At 72.3% G+C, this 16,208-nt stretch carries 15 protein-coding genes, 1 tRNA gene and 1 pseudogene; 10 read left to right on the plus strand and 7 right to left on the minus strand.

The annotated features are described in order from the left end of the window. Nucleotides 1–306: 306 nt before the first annotated feature. Complete coding sequence (locus ACZ7LK_RS21760) at nucleotides 307–780, plus strand: flavin reductase family protein (protein ID WP_392275300.1); 474 nt, start codon at nucleotides 307–309, stop codon at nucleotides 778–780. Between the two features lie 56 nt (nucleotides 781–836). On the opposite strand, the gene arfB is transcribed toward ACZ7LK_RS21760, so the two are convergent. Further along, complete coding sequence (arfB, locus tag ACZ7LK_RS21765; protein ID WP_469461074.1) at nucleotides 837–1,265, minus strand: alternative ribosome rescue aminoacyl-tRNA hydrolase ArfB; 429 nt, start codon at nucleotides 1,263–1,265, stop codon at nucleotides 837–839. A 122-nt stretch (nucleotides 1,266–1,387) separates the two neighbouring features. On the opposite strand from arfB, the gene ACZ7LK_RS21770 reads away from it, so the two are divergent. Then, complete coding sequence (locus tag ACZ7LK_RS21770) at nucleotides 1,388–1,963, plus strand: TerD family protein (RefSeq protein WP_392274973.1); 576 nt, start codon at nucleotides 1,388–1,390, stop codon at nucleotides 1,961–1,963. Nucleotides 1,964–2,024: 61 nt separating this feature from the next. After that, complete coding sequence (locus tag ACZ7LK_RS21775) at nucleotides 2,025–2,537, plus strand: GNAT family N-acetyltransferase (protein WP_392274972.1); 513 nt, start codon at nucleotides 2,025–2,027, stop codon at nucleotides 2,535–2,537. Here the strand turns inward: ACZ7LK_RS21775 and ACZ7LK_RS21780 are convergent. After that, nucleotides 2,518–3,939 (minus strand): M1 family metallopeptidase, encoded by a 1,422-nt coding sequence (locus ACZ7LK_RS21780; protein WP_471142728.1) that lies wholly within the window; start codon nucleotides 3,937–3,939, stop codon nucleotides 2,518–2,520. The two genes, ACZ7LK_RS21775 and ACZ7LK_RS21780, sit on opposite strands and share 20 nt — an antisense overlap. A gap of 29 nt (nucleotides 3,940–3,968) precedes the next feature. Continuing rightward, the gene (locus ACZ7LK_RS21785; protein WP_392274970.1) at nucleotides 3,969–4,559 is read right to left on the minus strand and encodes a GlcG/HbpS family heme-binding protein; all 591 of its coding nucleotides are present in this window, start codon (nucleotides 4,557–4,559) and stop codon (nucleotides 3,969–3,971) included. A gap of 154 nt (nucleotides 4,560–4,713) precedes the next feature. Between ACZ7LK_RS21785 and ACZ7LK_RS21790 the strand changes: the two genes are divergently transcribed. From ACZ7LK_RS21790 to ACZ7LK_RS21810, 5 genes are all read left to right on the plus strand, one after another. Further along, complete coding sequence (locus ACZ7LK_RS21790) at nucleotides 4,714–5,778, plus strand: sensor histidine kinase (RefSeq protein WP_471142873.1); 1,065 nt, start codon at nucleotides 4,714–4,716, stop codon at nucleotides 5,776–5,778. Beyond that, nucleotides 5,775–6,389 carry a response regulator gene (locus tag ACZ7LK_RS21795; protein ID WP_469461068.1) on the plus strand — a complete coding sequence of 205 codons (615 nt, stop codon included), beginning with the start codon at nucleotides 5,775–5,777 and terminating at the stop codon, nucleotides 6,387–6,389. The genes ACZ7LK_RS21790 and ACZ7LK_RS21795 overlap by 4 nt, the downstream gene beginning before the upstream one ends. Before the next feature lie 171 nt (nucleotides 6,390–6,560). Next, entirely contained in the window at nucleotides 6,561–7,061 is a 501-nt protein-coding gene (locus ACZ7LK_RS21800) for a hypothetical protein (RefSeq protein ID WP_392274968.1), read from the plus strand. 106 nt (nucleotides 7,062–7,167) lie between these two features. Then, a complete protein-coding gene (locus ACZ7LK_RS21805) occupies nucleotides 7,168–8,166 on the plus strand; it encodes a zinc-binding dehydrogenase (RefSeq protein WP_471142731.1) in 999 nt (332 codons plus the stop codon). A gap of 116 nt (nucleotides 8,167–8,282) precedes the next feature. Next, nucleotides 8,283–9,203: a hypothetical protein gene (locus ACZ7LK_RS21810; RefSeq protein ID WP_471142734.1), complete on the plus strand. Its 921-nt coding sequence runs from the start codon at nucleotides 8,283–8,285 to the stop codon at nucleotides 9,201–9,203. Between the two features lie 118 nt (nucleotides 9,204–9,321). Here the strand turns inward: ACZ7LK_RS21810 and ACZ7LK_RS21815 are convergent, their stop codons facing one another. After that, nucleotides 9,322–10,599, minus strand: a complete 1,278-nt coding sequence (locus ACZ7LK_RS21815) for an MFS transporter (protein WP_471142737.1) — start codon at nucleotides 10,597–10,599, stop codon at nucleotides 9,322–9,324. Nucleotides 10,600–10,798: 199 nt separating this feature from the next. Between ACZ7LK_RS21815 and ACZ7LK_RS21820 the strand changes: the two are divergent. Continuing rightward, nucleotides 10,799–11,700 (plus strand): annotated as a pseudogene (locus ACZ7LK_RS21820) (IS701 family transposase); the annotation flags it as partial. A 24-nt stretch (nucleotides 11,701–11,724) separates the two neighbouring features. Here ACZ7LK_RS21820 and ACZ7LK_RS21825 read toward each other — a convergent pair. Further along, a complete protein-coding gene (locus ACZ7LK_RS21825; RefSeq protein WP_469461061.1) occupies nucleotides 11,725–12,201 on the minus strand; it encodes a GNAT family N-acetyltransferase in 477 nt (158 codons plus the stop codon). 148 nt (nucleotides 12,202–12,349) lie between these two features. Between ACZ7LK_RS21825 and ACZ7LK_RS21830 the strand changes: the two genes are divergently transcribed. Next, on the plus strand, nucleotides 12,350–13,741 hold the full coding sequence (locus ACZ7LK_RS21830) for an NAD(P)/FAD-dependent oxidoreductase (protein WP_471142741.1): 1,392 nt from the start codon (nucleotides 12,350–12,352) through the stop codon (nucleotides 13,739–13,741). A gap of 55 nt (nucleotides 13,742–13,796) precedes the next feature. Here ACZ7LK_RS21830 and ACZ7LK_RS21835 read toward each other — a convergent pair whose 3' ends face one another. Then, nucleotides 13,797–15,917 carry a restriction endonuclease gene (locus tag ACZ7LK_RS21835; RefSeq protein ID WP_471142744.1) on the minus strand — a complete coding sequence of 707 codons (2,121 nt, stop codon included), beginning with the start codon at nucleotides 15,915–15,917 and terminating at the stop codon, nucleotides 13,797–13,799. Nucleotides 15,918–16,002: 85 nt separating this feature from the next. Then, nucleotides 16,003–16,078, minus strand: a tRNA-Thr gene (locus tag ACZ7LK_RS21840). Nucleotides 16,079–16,208: the final 130 nt, after the last annotated feature.

A 16,208-nucleotide genomic window follows, 5' to 3' on the forward strand; every position in this document is an offset into this window, starting at 1 on the left:
CAGGGTCAACAAAACCTTGGCTCTGTGACTCAAGTCACAAAGAATGATGTTGGACGTGGCGACGGGCCGTACTACGGGTAACCGACCGACGAACTCCGCGTGAACGCACAGTATGGGGTCACGACGGCCCGAGGACCTAGGACTGCCGGCCTCCCGGCTGGTTCCCCGGTCCGATGCGTACGCCGGGAGGGCGGGGTTAGCGTTCCCGGTGTGTTGCCGACGAGCCAGACCCAGACCCAGACCGGGGCCCAGGCCCCTGCCGTCCCCCATGCTGAGGGGGTGAGCAACGACGAGTTCCGTGCCGCGATGTCCCGGCTGGCCGCCGGTGTGGTGCTGGTCACGGCCCACGACCCCGACGAGGGCCCGCGCGGCGAGGACGTCGGCATGACCGCGACCGCCTTCCTCTCGGTGTCGCTGGACCCCCCACTGGTCCTGGTCAGCCTCCGCGACGGCTCCCGCATGGACGACCTGCTCGCCGAGCAGCCGCTGTGGGGCGTGTCCGTCCTCGCGGAGGGCCAGCGGCAGGTCGCCGGGCGGTTCGCGATGAAGGGCCGGGTGAGCGACCGGCTGCTGTTCGCGGACCTCCCCACCACCCGGGGGGAGGCCAGCGGGGCGCTCCTGGTGGGCGGCGCGCTGGCGACCCTGGAGTGCCGCACGGAACAGCGCGTCGAGGCGGGCGACCACACGCTGGTCATCGCCCGGGTGCTCACCGTCGCCTTCCCGGGCCCGGACGGCCCGCCGCTCACCTACTTCCGCGGCAACTACCGCCATCTCGCTTGACCGCCCCGCCGGCGCCCGGCCCCGGCACGGGCGATCGTTCCGCCGGAACGGGGGCGTCAGGACCAGTCACGGGACGAGCGGCCGCGCTTGGTCTCGCCCCGCTGCTTCTTCTCCCGCAGCCGCCGCTCATTGATCCCGCGAGGAACCTTCGTCGCCCGCCGCGCCCTCGGCGGCGGCGCCGTCGCCTCCGCCAGCAGCGACGCCATCCGCACCGCCGCCGTCTCCCGGTTCCGCCACTGCGAGCGGTGCTCGGACGCCCGCACCGTCAGCACCCCGCCGACCAGCCTGGACGCCAGCCGCTCCAGCGCGCGCTGCTTCCACACCGGCGGCAGCGCCTCCGTACGCGCCAGGTCGAACCGCAGCTCCACCTGGGAGTCGCTGGTGTTGACGTGCTGTCCGCCCGGCCCGGAGGAGCGGGAGAAACGCCACATCAGCTCGGCCTCCGGCAGGGAGACCGAACCGCGGATGACATGAGGACCGGACATGTCCCCCATGGTCCCCGCCGGGACGCGTCCGCGTCACCCCGTTTTCCGTTCCTGGAACCAGCCCGCCGCGTGGCGCGTTATCTGCTGTGACCGGCATCGAGGTACGAAGAAAGGGACTTCCCATGGCTGTAAGCCTGTCCAAGGGCGGCAACGTCTCGCTGACCAAGGAGGCGCCGGGCCTGACCGCCGTCACTGTGGGCCTCGGCTGGGACGTCCGCACCACCACCGGTACCGACTTCGACCTGGACGCCTCCGCCATCGGCGTCGACGCGGCCGGCAAGGTCGCCTCCGACGCGCACTTCGTCTTCTTCAACAACAAGTCCACCCCGGACCAGACCATCGTCCACACCGGTGACAACCGCACCGGCGAGGGCGGCGGCGACGACGAGCAGATCAACGTCAACCTGGCCGGCCTCCCCGCCGACGTCGACAAGATCGTCTTCCCGGTCTCCATCTACGACGCTGTCACCCGCTCGCAGAACTTCGGCCAGGTCCGCAACGCCTACATCCGCATCATCAACCAGGCCGGCGGCGCCGAGATCGCCCGCTACGACCTGAGCGAGGACGCGGCCACCGAGACCGCCATGGTCTTCGGCGAGCTGTACCGCAACGGCGCCGAGTGGAAGTTCCGCGCCGTCGGCCAGGGCTACGCCTCCGGCCTGGAGGGCATCGCCCGCGACTTCGGCGTGAACATCTGACACGGCTGAGCACCGGCGGCCCCGGCGGCGAAGTCCGCGCCGGGGCCCTACTGTTTTCCGCATGATCGTCGAACCGCTGGAGGTCGGCGAGGGCGGTGCCCTGCCCGGCCCGCTCCTCACCGAACTCACCGAGCTGTACGCCTCGAACCGGGAGTTCCAGCAGCTCAGCGGGGACTTCCCGGACCCGGACGACATCCGGCCCGAGCAGGTCGCCGCCTCCCTGGCCGAGGAACTGTCCCACCCGGACACCGAGGTGCTGCTGGCCCGTTCGGCCGGCCACGTCATCGGCATCTCGGTGACCCGCGCCCACCACCCCGACCCCGACGACCCCGACCCCTGGATCGGGCTGCTGATGGTCCACGCCCGCGACCACCGCGCCGGCTTCGGCCGCGAGCTGGCCGAGATCGTCGAGAAGCGGTTCCGCGCCTCCGGCCGGCGGGGCCTCAGGCTCGCCGTCCTCGACAACAACCCCAACGCCCTGTCCTTCTGGTCCGCCCTCGGCTACGAGGAGATCGACCGCCGCGAGGACCACCGGCTCGGCCGCGACTGCGTCGTCATGCGGAAGGACCTGTAGGGCGGCCCTCGCCGTACAGCCAGGTGTCCCACAGGCCGCGCAGGTCCTTGCCCGACTCCGCCTCCACGTACCGCGTGAAGTCCTCCGTCGAGGCGTTGGCGTGCCGGTACTTCGCCGGCCAGCCGCGCAGGATCGCGAAGAAGGTGTCGTCGCCGACCGCCTGACGGACCTTGTGCAGCACCATCGCGCCCCGGCCGTACACCGGCGGCCCGGACAGGTCCTCGGCCTTCGGCGGCTTCGCGGGCGGGAACGCCCAGTTCTCCTCGTCGGCGAACGCCTCGTCGAAGCTCTCCTGGACGGGCGTGCCGCCGAAGTCCTCCGCGTACAGCCACTCGGCGTACGTCGCGAAGCTCTCGTTCAGCCACATGTCCCGCCACGACTTCGGCGACACGGAGTTGCCGTACCACTGGTGGGCCATCTCGTGCACCAGCGTCGGCAGGTCGAAGGTGCTCTTGTCGAAGAACGGCCGGTTCTGCGTCTCCAGCGCGTACTGCACGTCGACCAGCGGATCGACGATCGCGCCGGTGGAGGAGAAGGGGTAGGGGCCGAACTTCCCCGTCTCCCACTCCAGCACCTCGGGGATCTCGCCCAGCAGGGCCGGGTTGCCGCGGGCGGCGGTGTGGACCGGGAGCCCGGAGCCGGTACGGGAGGTCGTGGTCCGGTACCGGCCGATGGCCAGGGTCGCCAGGTAGCTCGCCATCGGTTCGGTGGAACGCCAGGTGAAGGTGGTGCGGCCGCCCCGGGACGTACGGGCCGTCAGCTCGCCGTTGGACACGGCCTCCAGGCCCTCGGGGACCGTGACCGCGACGGTGTACGTGGCCTTGTCGGAGGGGTGGTGGTTGCCCGGGAACCAGGCGGTCGAGCCCGTCGGCTCCCCCAGCGCCACCGCCCCGTCCGCGGTCCGCAGCCAGCCCTCCTCGGCCCCCTCGGCGTCGGTGATCGTGACCGGCACGCCCGAGTACCGGATGACGGTACGGAAGGTGGCGCCGTCCTTCACGGCGGCACCGGGCCGCACCGTGACCTCGGTGCCGGAACGGCTGACGGCGGCGGCCTCGCCGTCGACGAGCGCGCCCTGGACGGTGAGCCCGGTCAGGTCGACGTTGAAGGCACTGAGGGCCTGGGTCGCGCGGGCGGTGATGTCGGCGGAGCCGCTGAGACGGCCGGTGCGCGGGTCGTAGTCGAGCGTCAGGGCGTAGTGGCGCACGTCGTAGCCGCCGTTGCCGAGCCGCGGGAAGTACGGGTCGCGCAGCCCGGCCGCCCCCGGGGCGGCGCGCCCCCCGCCGCGGGTGCCGCCGCCTCCGTCGCCGTCACCGCCGGCCGTGCAGCCGGTGAGCGGGAGGGCGAGGAGCAGGGCGACGGCGGCGGCCGGGGCGCGGCGGCGACGGAGGGGGTGCGGGTCCACTCCGTGATCGTATGGGCGGAATGAACGGTTCAGCGGGTGAGCGCGGCCACACCCGCCCGGGCGAACTCCTCGTCCAGCGCCCCGCTCGGCGCACCGGCGACCCCGATACCGGCGATCGGCGCGCCCTTGGCGGCGACCGGGGCGCCGCCCGCGAGGAACAGGGTGCCGGGGATGTCCTTCAGGTTCGGGGCCGTGTCCAGACGCTTGACCAGCTCGGACGTCGGCGCGTTCCACGACACGGCGGTGAACGCCTTGCGGACGGCCGACTCGTAGGACTGCGGGCCGGCCCCGTCGCCGCGGAGGGTGACGACCGTGTTGCCGTCGCGGTCGACCACGGCGACCGTGACCCGCTGGTTCTCGCGCTCGGCGGCGTCCAGCGCCGCCTGCGCGGCCCGGGTGGCGGCGTCGATCGTCAGGTGCGTGGACTGGGCCAGGTCGCGCGGATGGGCGGCGGCCGCGGCGGCGGGCCCGGCGGCGGGCGCCGGGTCCGGCTCGGCGGCGCTCGCGGACATCGCGCCGAAGGTGCCGGCGCCGAGCGCGGCGGCCACGGCCGCGCCGGTCAGCAGGCGGGAGCGCAGCGACGGCTTCTTCGAGGATCGGGGGTGCTTCGGGTTCGTCATGCCTTCGATGCTGGGGCCGGAACCGGGAGCCGCGGGTCAGCCGATCGGCTGATGCCGGACCGTTCCGCGCGAGTGAGGATGGGTGCGTCACACAGTCGTACGAGGAGTGGTGGACGTGGAGCACGACCCCGACGCCCGCTGGACGGACCGGGTGATGCACGCCGCGTTCTTCGCCCTGCTGGGCGCCTCCCTGGCCAGGTTCCTGCTCCGCCACCCGTGGCTGGACCTCGGCCCCTGGGTGGTGGCGCTGTCGGCGGCGCTGGCGGTGCTGTACGTCCTGCCCGTACCGCGCCGGCTGGCCTGGCTGTGCGCGGTCGTCGCCGTCTGGATGGTGCTCGTGGTGCTGGCGCCCAGCTTCGCCTGGTGCGCGGTCCCGCTGTTCTACACCGGGCTGCGGACCCTGCCGCCGCGCGCCGCGCTCGTGCTGGTCGCCCTGCTGACGGTGTTCGTCGTGGCCGCCCAGCTCCAGCTCGCGGACGGCGCCCTCGACCCGAATCTGGTGGTCGCCCCGCCCGCCGTCGCCGCCATCGCCACCGCCGTGTTCGTGCACGCCCAGCGGCAGGCGGAACGGCTGGCCGCCACCGAGCGCCGCGAAGGCACCCTCGCGGAACGGCAGCGGCTGTCGATGGAGATCCACGACAGCCTCACCCAGGGCCTGTCCAGCCAGCGCATGCTGCTCCAGGCCGCCGACCGCACCTGGGACGCCGACCCGGCCGCCGCCCGCCGCCACGTCCGTACCGCCGCCTCGATCGCCGAACGCAGCCTGGCCGAGGCCCGCCGGTTCGTGCACGACCTGGCGCCCGCCGACCTCGCCGGTGGCGGCGGCCCGGAGGAGGCGCTGCGGGCCCTGGCCGCCCGCGAGTCGGCACGCCTCCCGGTCGCCTTCCGTATCGACGGCCCGCCCGTGCCCCTGCCGGACCGGGTGGGCGCGGCGCTGCTGCGGATCGCCCAGGGCGCCCTGGCCAACGTCGCCGAGCACGCGGGCGCCACGTCCGCCGGGCTGACCCTCACCTACCTGGACGACCAGGTGGTGCTCGACGTCGCCGACGACGGGCGCGGCTTCGACCCCGGCGCGCCGCCCCCGCCCGGCGACCGGGGCCACGGCCTGCCCGCGATCCGGGCCCGCGCCGCACAGCTCGGCGGCACCCTCACCGTCGAGTCCGCCCCCGGCGAGGGCACCGTCCTGTCCGTGTCGATCCCCCTGGAGGGCCCGCGATGAGCACCGTCCGCATCCTGCTGTGCGACGACCACGCCGTCGTACGCGCCGGGCTGCTCGCCCTGCTCGCCAGCGCCCCCGGCATCGAGGTCGTCGGCGAGGCGGGCAGCGGTGAGGAGGCCGTCGCCATGGCCGCCAAGCTCACGCCCGACGTCGTCCTGATGGACCTCCAGCTCGGACCCGGCATCGACGGCGTGGAGGCCACCCGCCGCATCGCCTCCCCCGACGTCCGCGTCCTGGTCCTCACCACGTACGACACCGACGCCGACGTCACCCGGGCGATCGGCGCGGGCGCCACCGGCTACCTGCTGAAGGCCGAACGCCCCGAAGAACTCTTCGCCGCCATCCACGCGGCCGCCGCCGGCCGCACCGCCCTCTCCGCCCCGGTCGCCCGCCGCGCCGCCTCCGCCGCCGCCGCACCGTCCCTCACCGACCGGGAGCGGGACATCCTCGGCCAGCTCGCACGCGGGCTCGGCAACCGGGAGATCGCCCGCGCCCTGTTCATCAGCGAGGCCACCGTCAAGACCCACCTCGGCCGCGTCTACGCCAAGCTCGGCGTCGACACCCGCGCCGGCGCGGTGGCCGTAGCGAAGGAACGGCGACTGCTGCCCTGACCCGGCCGCCACCCCCGCACCGGCCGCACCCCGCCCGGCCGGTGTCCCCCGCACCGCCCCATCCGGACGCCCGGCCGACACCCCCCGCCCCGGCAGCACCCCATCCGGCCGCCCGGCCGCCGCCCACGCACCCGTGCGAGCACCCGCCCGGGCCGTGACACCATCGAGTACGTGCTCGACATCGGCTACTCCCTCTCCCGCCGCTTCCCCGACCCGCCGCAGACGGACTACCGCCACGCGGACGTCCACGCGCTGCGCCACGACCTGTTCTGCGGCGACGTGTACGTCGCCGACACCGAGGCCGACCGGGAGGTGTCCACGGCCTGGGGATGGGTACCGGTGCTCGACTTCGCGTGGGCGCTGTGCGACATCGTCGAGCGACTCGACCGCGACCCCCGCGGCAGCCGGGCGGCCCAGCCGCAGTACGCCGAGCTGGACTTCACCGAATCGACCGACCGCATGCTCTTCGAGCGCCGCTTCGGCTGGGTGGACATCGAGGCCGACTGGATGCCGGGGGACGAACCCCCGCTGACGTTCGGCCACGCCGTCCTGCGCCGCGAGGCGCGCGACTTCCTCCACGACCTCATCGCCGACCTCACCGACATGCACGAGGGCCTCGCCGACAACCCGGCGATCTGGACGCTCCAGTCCCGCTTCCCCCGCCTCCCCTGACGCCCTTCCCACCCCAGGCGCCTTGACCTCAAGCGAAGTCGAGGTCGGATGCTCTCCTCCGTAACCCCACCAGGCCCGTCCGGGCCCTGACGGAGGAGAAACCGCCGTGCACGCCATCCGCCTCCACGCCTTCGGCCCCGCCGAGAACCTCACCTACGAGCGGGTCCCCGACCCCGCGCCCGCACCCGGCCAGGTCCGCGTCGCCGTCACCGCGGCGGGCGTCCACCTCCTCGACACCGCCCTGCGCCAGGGCATGTCCGGCCCGTACCCCGCGCCCGCCGAACTGCCCACCGTCCCCGGCCGCGAGGTCGCCGGCACCGTGGACGCCCTCGGGGAGGGCACCGACCCCGCCTGGCTCGGCAAGCGCGTCGTCGCCCACCTCGGCATGGCCCCGGGCGGCTACGCCGAACTCGCCACCGTCGACGCCACCCGCGTCCACGAGATCCCGCCCGCCCTGGACGACACCGAGGCCGTCGCCATGATCGGCACCGGCCGCACCACCATGGGCATCCTCCAGTTCGCCGAACTCGGCCCCGGCCGCGTCGCCGTCGTCACCGCCGCGGCCGGCGGCATCGGCACCCTCCTCGTCCAGTACGCCAAGAACGCCGGCGCCACCGTCGTCGGCCTCGCCGGCGGCCCCCGCAAGACCGCCCTCGTCCACGACAACGGCGCCGACCTCGCCGTCGACTACACCCGCCCCGACTGGCCGGAGAAGGTCCGCGCGCACCTCGACGGCACACCCGCCGACACCGTCTTCGACTCCGTCGGCGGCGCCACCGGCCGCGCCGCCGTCGACCTCCTCGGTAAGGGCGGACAGCACCTCGTCTTCGGCTGGGCGGGCCAGGGCCCCCACGACGGCGAACCGCTCACCTTCACCGACGCGGAACTCGCCGAACGCGGCATCACCTCCCGCTCCGTCCTCGGCCCCGTCATGCTCCGCAAGGCCGGCGGCGACATCCGCACCCTGGAACTGCGCTCCCTCACCGAAGCCGCCACCGGCCGCCTCCGCCCCGCCGTCCAGCGCTTCCCGCTCGCCGAGGCCGCCGCCGCGCACCGCGCCCTGGAGACCCGCGCCACCGTCGGCAAGGTGGTCCTCGTCCCGTAACCGCCTCCGCCCGCCGGGTGAACCGGCGTAGCGGAACCGGCGCAGTACCCGCGTGGGGCGGGCCACGGCGCGCGGCGGCTCCCGCACCATCCAAGCCACCGAAACAGGAGGCAAGGATGACCACGAAAGCGCGCACCGCCCTGGGCGCCCTGTCGGTGCTGCTGCTGGGGACCGCCACCGCGGCCCACGCCACCCCACCGCACACCGCCCCGCTCCACGCCTCGGCCCCGGCCCCGGCCCCCGGCCACGCCCCGCCCCCCGCGGGCCCCGTCACCCACTGCTCCCCCGGCGGCACCCTCCGCGGCCCGCACGGCCAGTACGCCGACATCGCCCTGTGCGTCACCGGCACCGGCACCACCATGACCGTGACCGCCGCCGCCACCTGCCGCCGGGGCCACACCGGAGCCCGCCCCGCATGCCGCACCACCGGCACCTGGACCGCCCGGCGCCACGACACCCCCGCCGGCCGGCCCACCGCCACCGGCACCCTCGCCGGCCGCGCCGACTACCCCGGACCCGGCACCTACGACATCAGCGCCACCGTCCACGTACGCTCCGACCCGCCCGGGACCGACCTCCACGGCCAGGCGCACGCCACCATCACCCTCACCGACCCCGCGCCACGGCCCACCCACCGCGTCGACGTCACCACCACCAAGGGCACACCGGGCACCCTGCGACCCGGCACCACCACCGCCCTCGCCTACACCGTCGCCCGCGTCAGCGACCACGGCGACGGCAGCGCCCGCCTCGGCCTCATCGGCGAGGAGAACACCGGCATCCGCCTCACCACGACCGACCCGCGCTGCGTCAACCCGCTCCCCGGCCGCTACCCCTCCACCACCAGGAGCATGTACGCCCTGGACTGCGCCCTCACCGACCTCCAGCCCGGCCGGCCCACCACCGTCACCGTCCACGCCACCCTCACGACGGCCTGCTCCACCGTCGTGTCCAAACTCGGCTACTGGACCCCCCGGGGCCAGGAAAGCACCGGCGGCATGCTCACCGGCCCCACCGTCACCTGCGACCGCTCCTAATACTCCAGCTGTAGATCGTGATCTTGCAGGTGGAGGCTGGCGCAGGGACGGGTGCGGCCACCGTCGATCACCGTGAGTCGTGTGGACAAACGACAAGACGGTGGCCCCAGCCCGGGAGCTAGCTCGCCCTGTCCGCGGTCTCCGCCGCGCTGGTGGCCCGCTGTTGTGGGATCGTGCCTGCTGGCGGTGCCTGTCGCACGGACCGGTTGGCAGTGATGAGGAGGGCCAGGGTGAGCAGCCATCCTCCACAGAGCCAGACCAGAGGCTTGGCGCCCAGTGTCGTGATCAGCGCGCCGCCTGCGAGTGTGCCGATCGACAAGGCTCCCGTGGTGAGCGTCGAGATCGCGCTCGTCGCCCGGCCCCGCAGCTCATCGGGGGTGATGGCCAGCTGGTGGGTGGTCATGGCCACCGCGTACACGGGGGCCACCAGCGACTCGGCGGCCGCGACCGCCGCCAGCAGCAGCGGGTTGGGGACGAGCGCGTACAGCGGGAACATCAGCGCCTCCAACCAGAGCATCACCACAGCGATCCGGCCGAGCGGGAAGCGACGTGTGACCCGGTCCGAGACCAGGGCCCCCACCATGGCGCCGACCGCCCCGCCACTGAAGATGACGCCTATCCACACGGACGAGGCGCCGACTTGCTGGGCGAGGGTAATGATCAGCAGGTACCCAGCGCCGTAGCGCACCTTGTCAGCGGCCGAGACCAGGGTGAGGAAGCGGATGACCGGCTGGTGCCAAAGCCAGCCGAGCCCCTCACGGATCTCGGTGGTGAGCCGGGCCGTCGTCCGCGCGTCCTCTCGGTCCAGCTGGAACCGGGCGCGCATCAGACGCAGCGACGCCGCGGACATTGCGAAGGAGACCGCGTTGACGGCGAACGGCACGGTCCGCCCGGCGGCGTACAGCGCACCGGCGAGCGGAGCCCCGAAGACGCTCACGGCACTGGCGGCGGACTGCGAGTAGCCGAGTGCAGCGGACAGCTGTCGCGGATCGACCACGTTGGGCAGCGCCGCGGTGTTTGCCACTTGGAAGAGGGTGGTGAGGATCCCGGCAAGCACGGCCGTCGCGTAGAGCTGGGGCATGGTGAGCCTGTCAAGCCACAGCGCGACGGCGACGCCAGCGGTGAGCACAGTCTGGCCGAGCTCGCACCAGATCATGGTGGCCTTACGGTCCCACCGGTCGACGAGGGCGCCGGCGATCAGCCCGAACACCAAGTAGGACAGGGTACTGAGGCCGAGTACGAACCCGGCTTGGGTTGCCGACCCAGTGAGGGCCAGGACGAGCAGCGGCAGGGCCATGCTCTGAGCCTGGTTGCCGATGGCAGAGATCAGCTGACCGCTCAGCAGCAGCGAGAAGTCTCGGTCCCGGAACAGGCCGGGACCGCGAAAGGTATTCATGATTGTTACGCTCCGTAACAGCTCAAGGGCACAAGGGTGACGTCGAGGCTTGTGTCCGAGCTAAGAAACACGGGGCGTTGTAAACATGGGCGGACCGTACCCAGGGCATGGGCGGGGCCACAATCGAATTTGTCGTGAGGGCCGCACTCGGTGTATTGCCCCGGGAGGTTGTGGACGGGTGAGCTAGGTCTCGACTGGGGGGGTCGCGGTCTACCTCGTTTACGCGGGCCGACGCGGGCACGCTGCAGTCGACCGAGAGCCGTACATCCCGCGCTCATGGACCGAAGATCTGGATCGCTCCCGGACGGCGGGCATCCCCGAACCGACCGTGTTCGCCACCAAGCCGGACCTCGCCCGGCAGATGATCGAGCGATTCCGGGACGCCGGGCATCATGCCGCTTGGATCGCCGGGGACGAAGTCTACGGCGGCAACCCAAAGCTGCGGGCGGCCCTGGAGGCGCGCGGCATGAGCTACGTGCTGGCCATCGCCTGCTCGGCCGAAGTCCCCACCAGGGCAGGTAAGTTCCGAGTGGACGGCCTGGTCAGGCAGCTGCCGAAGCGGGCTTGGCAGAAGCTGTCCGCAGGTGCCGGCGCCTAAGGACACCGCTTCTACGACTGGGCTGTCATCGACCTGGCCGAGCCCCGGCCGGGCCGCCACCAGCTGCCGATCCGCCGCAGCCGCACCACCGGAGAACTCGCCTACTACCGCTGCTTCTCGCCGAAGCCGGTGCCATTGCCCCAGTTGGTGCGGGTCGCCGGGTCCAGGTGGCGGGTGGAGGAGACCTTCCAGGCCGAGAAGGGTTTGGCTGGACTCGATGAGCACCAGGCTGCCGCTTCACCTCGTGGTCCCGCTGGGTCACCCTCGCGATGCTCGCCCACGCCTTCCTCGCCGTCGTCCGCGCCGAGGAACACGCCCGGTCCCCCGCCCCAGACCACATGATCCCGCTTACCTGCAACGAGATTCAGCGGTTGTTCGTCGCCCTCGTGATGCAGCCCGTCCGGGAGGCGGCCCATCGGCTCGGCTGGTCCGACTGGAGACGCCGCCACCAGGCCCGAGCCCACAACGGCCATTACCGCAGGCAAGCCGCATCCGGGACATGAAGATCACGATCTACAGCTGGAGTACTAACCGCGGCCACCCAGCTCCGCCAGCGCCCCGTCGGTCAACCGGTACACCGTCCACTCGTCCTGCGGACGGGCACCCAGCGACTCGTAGAAGCGGATCGACGGGGTGTTCCAGTCCAGCACGGACCACTCCAGCCGCTCGTACCCCCGCGCCACACAGATCCGCGCCAACTCCCGCAGCAGCGCCTTCCCGTACCCACCGCCGCGCATCCCGGGCCGCACGTACAGATCCTCCAGGTAGATACCGTGCACGCCCCGCCAGGTCGAGAAGTTCAGGAACCACAGCGCGAAGCCCACGACCTCCCCCTCCTCCGTCTCCGCGACGTGCGCGAAGGCCGCCGGCCGCTCCCCGAACAGCGCCTCCCGCAACTGCTCCTCGCTCGCCCGCACCTCGTCCAGGGCCTTCTCGTACTCCGCGAGCTCCCGGACCATCGCGTAGAGGGCGGGCACGTCATCCACAACAGCGCTACGAATCATGACCGCAGCCTGCCTCCCCGACCGCCCCCCGCGCCAGCAGCGTCCACAGTCCGAACCCCTTACCGCCGCCCGGCCCCCTCGCCACCGCTCCCCCGCCCCATCCGCTACCGTCCACACCCACCCACCGACGAGGGACCCGAGGAACCACATGAGCACGGTCAACGGCGGCATATCGTTCTGGTACGCGCAGGAAGGCACCCCCGCCCCCCGGGAACCCCTCCCCGGCGACACCACCGCCGACGTCTGCGTGATCGGCGGCGGCTACACCGGCCTGTGGACCGCGTACTACCTCAAGAAGGCCGTCCCCTTCCTCAACATCGTCGTCCTCGAAGCGAACTTCTGCGGCTACGGCGCCTCCGGCCGCAACGGAGGCTGGCTCTACAACGGCATCGCCGGCCGCGACCGCTACGCCAAGGAACACGGCCACGACGCCGCCGTACGCCTCCAGCAGGCCATGAACGCCACCGTCACCGAAGTCATCGACGTCGCCGCCGCCGAGAACATCGACGCCGACATCCACCACGGCGGCGTCCTCGAAATCGCCCGGACCCCCGCCCAGCTGGCCCGCCTGAAAGCCTTCCACTCCGTCGAGGTCGCCTTCGGCGAGACCGACCGCCGGCTCCTCGGCGCCCGCGACACCGCCGACCGCGTCCACGTCACCGGCGCCGTCGGCTCCACCTGGACCCCCCACGGCGCCCGCATCCACCCCGTCAAACTCGTCAAGGGCCTCGCCGCCACCGTCGAAGCGCTCGGCGTCACGATCCACGAATCGACCCCCGTCACCGAGATCAAGCCCAAGCACGCCATCACCCCGTACGGCACCGTCCGCGCCCCCTACGTCCTCCGCTGCACCGAAGGCTTCACCGCGAACCTCAAGGGCCACAAACGCACCTGGCTCCCCATGAACTCCTCGATGATCGTCACCGACCCCCTCCCCACCACCATCTGGGACGACATCGGCTGGACCGGCCGCGAAGCCCTCGGCGACATGGCCCACGCCTACACCTACGCCCAGCGCACCGCCGACGACCGCATCGCCCTCGGCGGCCGCGGCATCCCCTACCGCTACGGCTCACGCACCGACAACGACGGCCGCACCCAGCCCGCCGCCATCGACGCCCTCCGCGACATCCTCGTCCGCCTCTTCCCCCGCCTCGCCGGCACGCCCATCGCCCACGCCTGGTCCGGCGTCCTCGGCGTCCCCCGCGACTGGTGCGCCACCGTCACCCTCGACCGCTCCACCGGCCTCGGCTGGGCCGGCGGCTACGTCGGCTCCGGCGTCGCCACCGCCAACCTGGCCGCCCGCACCCTCCGCGACCTCATCCAGCAGGACTCCGGCCAGTCGGGCCCCACCGACCTCACCACCCTCCCCTGGGTCAACCACAAGGTCCGCCCCTGGGAACCCGAACCCCTCCGCTGGCTCGGCGTCCACACCCTCTACGCCGCCTACCGCACCGCCGACCACCACGAAACCACCGCCCACACCCCCACCACCCACCGCCTCGCCACCCTCGCCGACCGCATCTCCGGCCGCCACTGACCCCACCCACACCAAAGGCCCCGGACACATCCCGCCCGGGGCCTTCGCCGTACGGTCACTCCACCTCGATCCCGAAATCCCCCACCAAAGACGCCAAACCACCCGCATAACCCCTGCCACCGAGCACGAAATCCCAGTCCCCGCCATCCCGCCGCCGGAACGACCCGAGAACCAGAGCCGTCTCCCCGCCCCGGCCCTCCGAAACCGCCAGCCGGTCCAGCTCCACACCCGACGCGTCCCGCAACCGGATCCCCGCATCCCGGAAACCCGCAAGATCCGCCCCCGGATTCACCTCCGGATCCACCGCCGCGACCAGCACCAACCGGTCAGCCCGCTCGGGCAGACCATCGAACGCCACCCGCACAGCCGCCCGGTCACCGGCGACCCCCCGCACCATCCGCACCGACCCGTCCGGCGTCCCCGGATTGTTGAAGAACACGAAATACTCGTCACCGAGCACCCGCGACCCCTCACACACCAGCGCACACACATCGAGCGCCACAGAGCCGGACCAGTCCATACCCAGCACATGGAAATCCGCCGAGGCGTCCTCTGACCAAGGCGACTCCGACCCCGCAGCCGACGACCCCGAATCCGACGACGCCGACACGGACACCGGCGACCCACCACCCAAACGCCCACGCAACCCATGCCGGTGCAACAGGTCCACCAGCTCCGCACCCGAAACCAACGTCAACGGCTTACCACTCGCAAAAGCGTACGAACCAGGCCCGAAGCTCGACGTCGTCACCAGAACACCCTTGTTCGCCCCCTCCGCCTGCACCGTCCCGAACAGATCACGCACGGCACTCGGCGGAACCGTGTTCCGGTACCGCTTCACCTGCACCAGGATCGACCCACCACTCAACGGATCCGGATCCACCGCGGCCACGTCCACACCACCATCGTTCGACCGCCGGGTCGTCACCGCCTGCAACCCACGCGCCCGGAACAGCTCCGCCACCAACCCCTCGAACGCCACCGGATCCATCACCAACAGATCCGGCTCCTCACCGCCACCATGCGACGTCACACCCGAACCCACCTGCTGCGGCGACCGCCCCGGCCGCACCGCCACCCGCTGATCCGGCCGGGCCGACACCTGCCCGCCCAACCCCTCGACCAGACACTCCACCGCCCCCACCAACTCAAGATTCAGCCCCTCGAACACCGCCCGCTCCACCAGCACCGAAGCCAGCACCAATCGCGCCGACCGCCCCGTCGCCGGATCCGGACCGTCGACGAACCCATTGAGCGCCACCGACCCCAGCGCCCCCACCTCGTCCGCCCCGAACAACTCCCGCAGCACCAGAAGCACACACTGCGCCAGCACATCCCGGTACAGCGCACGCCGCTGAGTCACCGGCCGGGCGATCGGCTTCTCCTGATCCGTACCGACCAGGTACCGCACACCCTTCGCCTCCGGCACCACCTCGAACCCCGGCAGCTCCCAGTCCAGCACCAACTGCCGTGCCCCCCGGTCGTACGCGGCCGACACCTGCCGGGGAAAACCCTCCGGCCACGCCGACGACGCGTACAGAGCCGCCGAGAAGAACTCCACCACGGTCTCCGGCTCACCCGCCCTCAACGCCTCCGCCGTACCCGCGAGCCCCGCGTTGTGCTCCCGCACCTCCCGCAACCTGGCCGCCGCCCACTCCTCGTACTGGCGCCGATACGACTCCAACTGCTCCAGCCGTCGCCCCTCGGCCGCCTGCGCCGCGTACCAATCGCGCTCGAAGCGCGCCCGCGCCTCCCGCTCCGCCTGCGCCCGGCCACTCGCCGTCCACCCGCCCTGCGCCTGGTAGAGCGCCGGATCGGGCATAGCCACCGGCCGCCCCAACTGGCCCGGCGAAAAGGGCTCGACCGCCTCATCACGCCTCAACGCGGCAAGCCGGAACACCGGCGCACGGCACCCGGCCGCCAGCAACCCCTCCAGCTCCGCCACCCGCGCGTCGAGCTCCCGCGACCGCTCCAGAACGTCAGCCTCCCGCTGCCGCCGGTACGCCGCCCGCTGCTCCCGATGCATCCGCGCCATGTCCCGCTCGTAGGCCCGCTGCTCACGCTCGGCCCGCAACCGCTGCTCGACCACGACCCTCTGGCGCGCCTCCGCCTGCCGCTGCTGCTGCCGCTGGGCCTCCGCCCACACCCCGATCAGCCCAGCCGAACGCCGAACCATCCGACACACCCCTCCCCAGGCACGTCAGGTACACCCCTCAAAAGCAAAGTGTCCCGGACCTGAGTGGTCCGGGACACGGTTTTGCTGGAGCCGCCTGTCGGAATCGAACCGACGACCTGGAGCTTACAAGGCAACCGCTCTGCCAACTGAGCTAAGGCGGCATCGCCCACGTCGGAGACGTACACGAAGGGCGCTCCCACTCTACACAGCGCTGGATTCCCGCAGCCATGAGGTTCGTGCCCGTGACCTCCCGAGCGGGTGTTCGTTGGAAGCACTGGAGTGCTGTTCCGA

The sequence above is a fragment of the Streptomyces sp. NPDC039423 genome (assembly GCF_055598725.1).

What these genes read in the sequence shown, in the direction of transcription:
- ACZ7LK_RS21760 (WP_392275300.1), top strand. Translation starts at nt 307, where the DNA reads ATGTCCCGGCTGGCCGCCGGTGTGGTGCTGGTCACGGCCCACGACCCC.
- arfB (WP_469461074.1), bottom strand. Translation starts at nt 1,265, where the DNA reads ATGTCCGGTCCTCATGTCATCCGCGGTTCGGTCTCCCTGCCGGAGGCC.
- ACZ7LK_RS21770 (WP_392274973.1), top strand. Translation starts at nt 1,388, where the DNA reads ATGGCTGTAAGCCTGTCCAAGGGCGGCAACGTCTCGCTGACCAAGGAG.
- ACZ7LK_RS21775 (WP_392274972.1), top strand. Translation starts at nt 2,025, where the DNA reads ATGATCGTCGAACCGCTGGAGGTCGGCGAGGGCGGTGCCCTGCCCGGC.
- ACZ7LK_RS21785 (WP_392274970.1), bottom strand. Translation starts at nt 4,559, where the DNA reads ATGACGAACCCGAAGCACCCCCGATCCTCGAAGAAGCCGTCGCTGCGC.
- ACZ7LK_RS21790 (WP_471142873.1), top strand. Translation starts at nt 4,714, where the DNA reads ATGCACGCCGCGTTCTTCGCCCTGCTGGGCGCCTCCCTGGCCAGGTTC.
- ACZ7LK_RS21795 (WP_469461068.1), top strand. Translation starts at nt 5,775, where the DNA reads ATGAGCACCGTCCGCATCCTGCTGTGCGACGACCACGCCGTCGTACGC.
- ACZ7LK_RS21810 (WP_471142734.1), top strand. Translation starts at nt 8,283, where the DNA reads ATGACCACGAAAGCGCGCACCGCCCTGGGCGCCCTGTCGGTGCTGCTG.
- ACZ7LK_RS21815 (WP_471142737.1), bottom strand. Translation starts at nt 10,599, where the DNA reads ATGAATACCTTTCGCGGTCCCGGCCTGTTCCGGGACCGAGACTTCTCG.
- ACZ7LK_RS21825 (WP_469461061.1), bottom strand. Translation starts at nt 12,201, where the DNA reads ATGATTCGTAGCGCTGTTGTGGATGACGTGCCCGCCCTCTACGCGATG.
- ACZ7LK_RS21830 (WP_471142741.1), top strand. Translation starts at nt 12,350, where the DNA reads ATGAGCACGGTCAACGGCGGCATATCGTTCTGGTACGCGCAGGAAGGC.
- ACZ7LK_RS21835 (WP_471142744.1), bottom strand. Translation starts at nt 15,917, where the DNA reads ATGGTTCGGCGTTCGGCTGGGCTGATCGGGGTGTGGGCGGAGGCCCAG.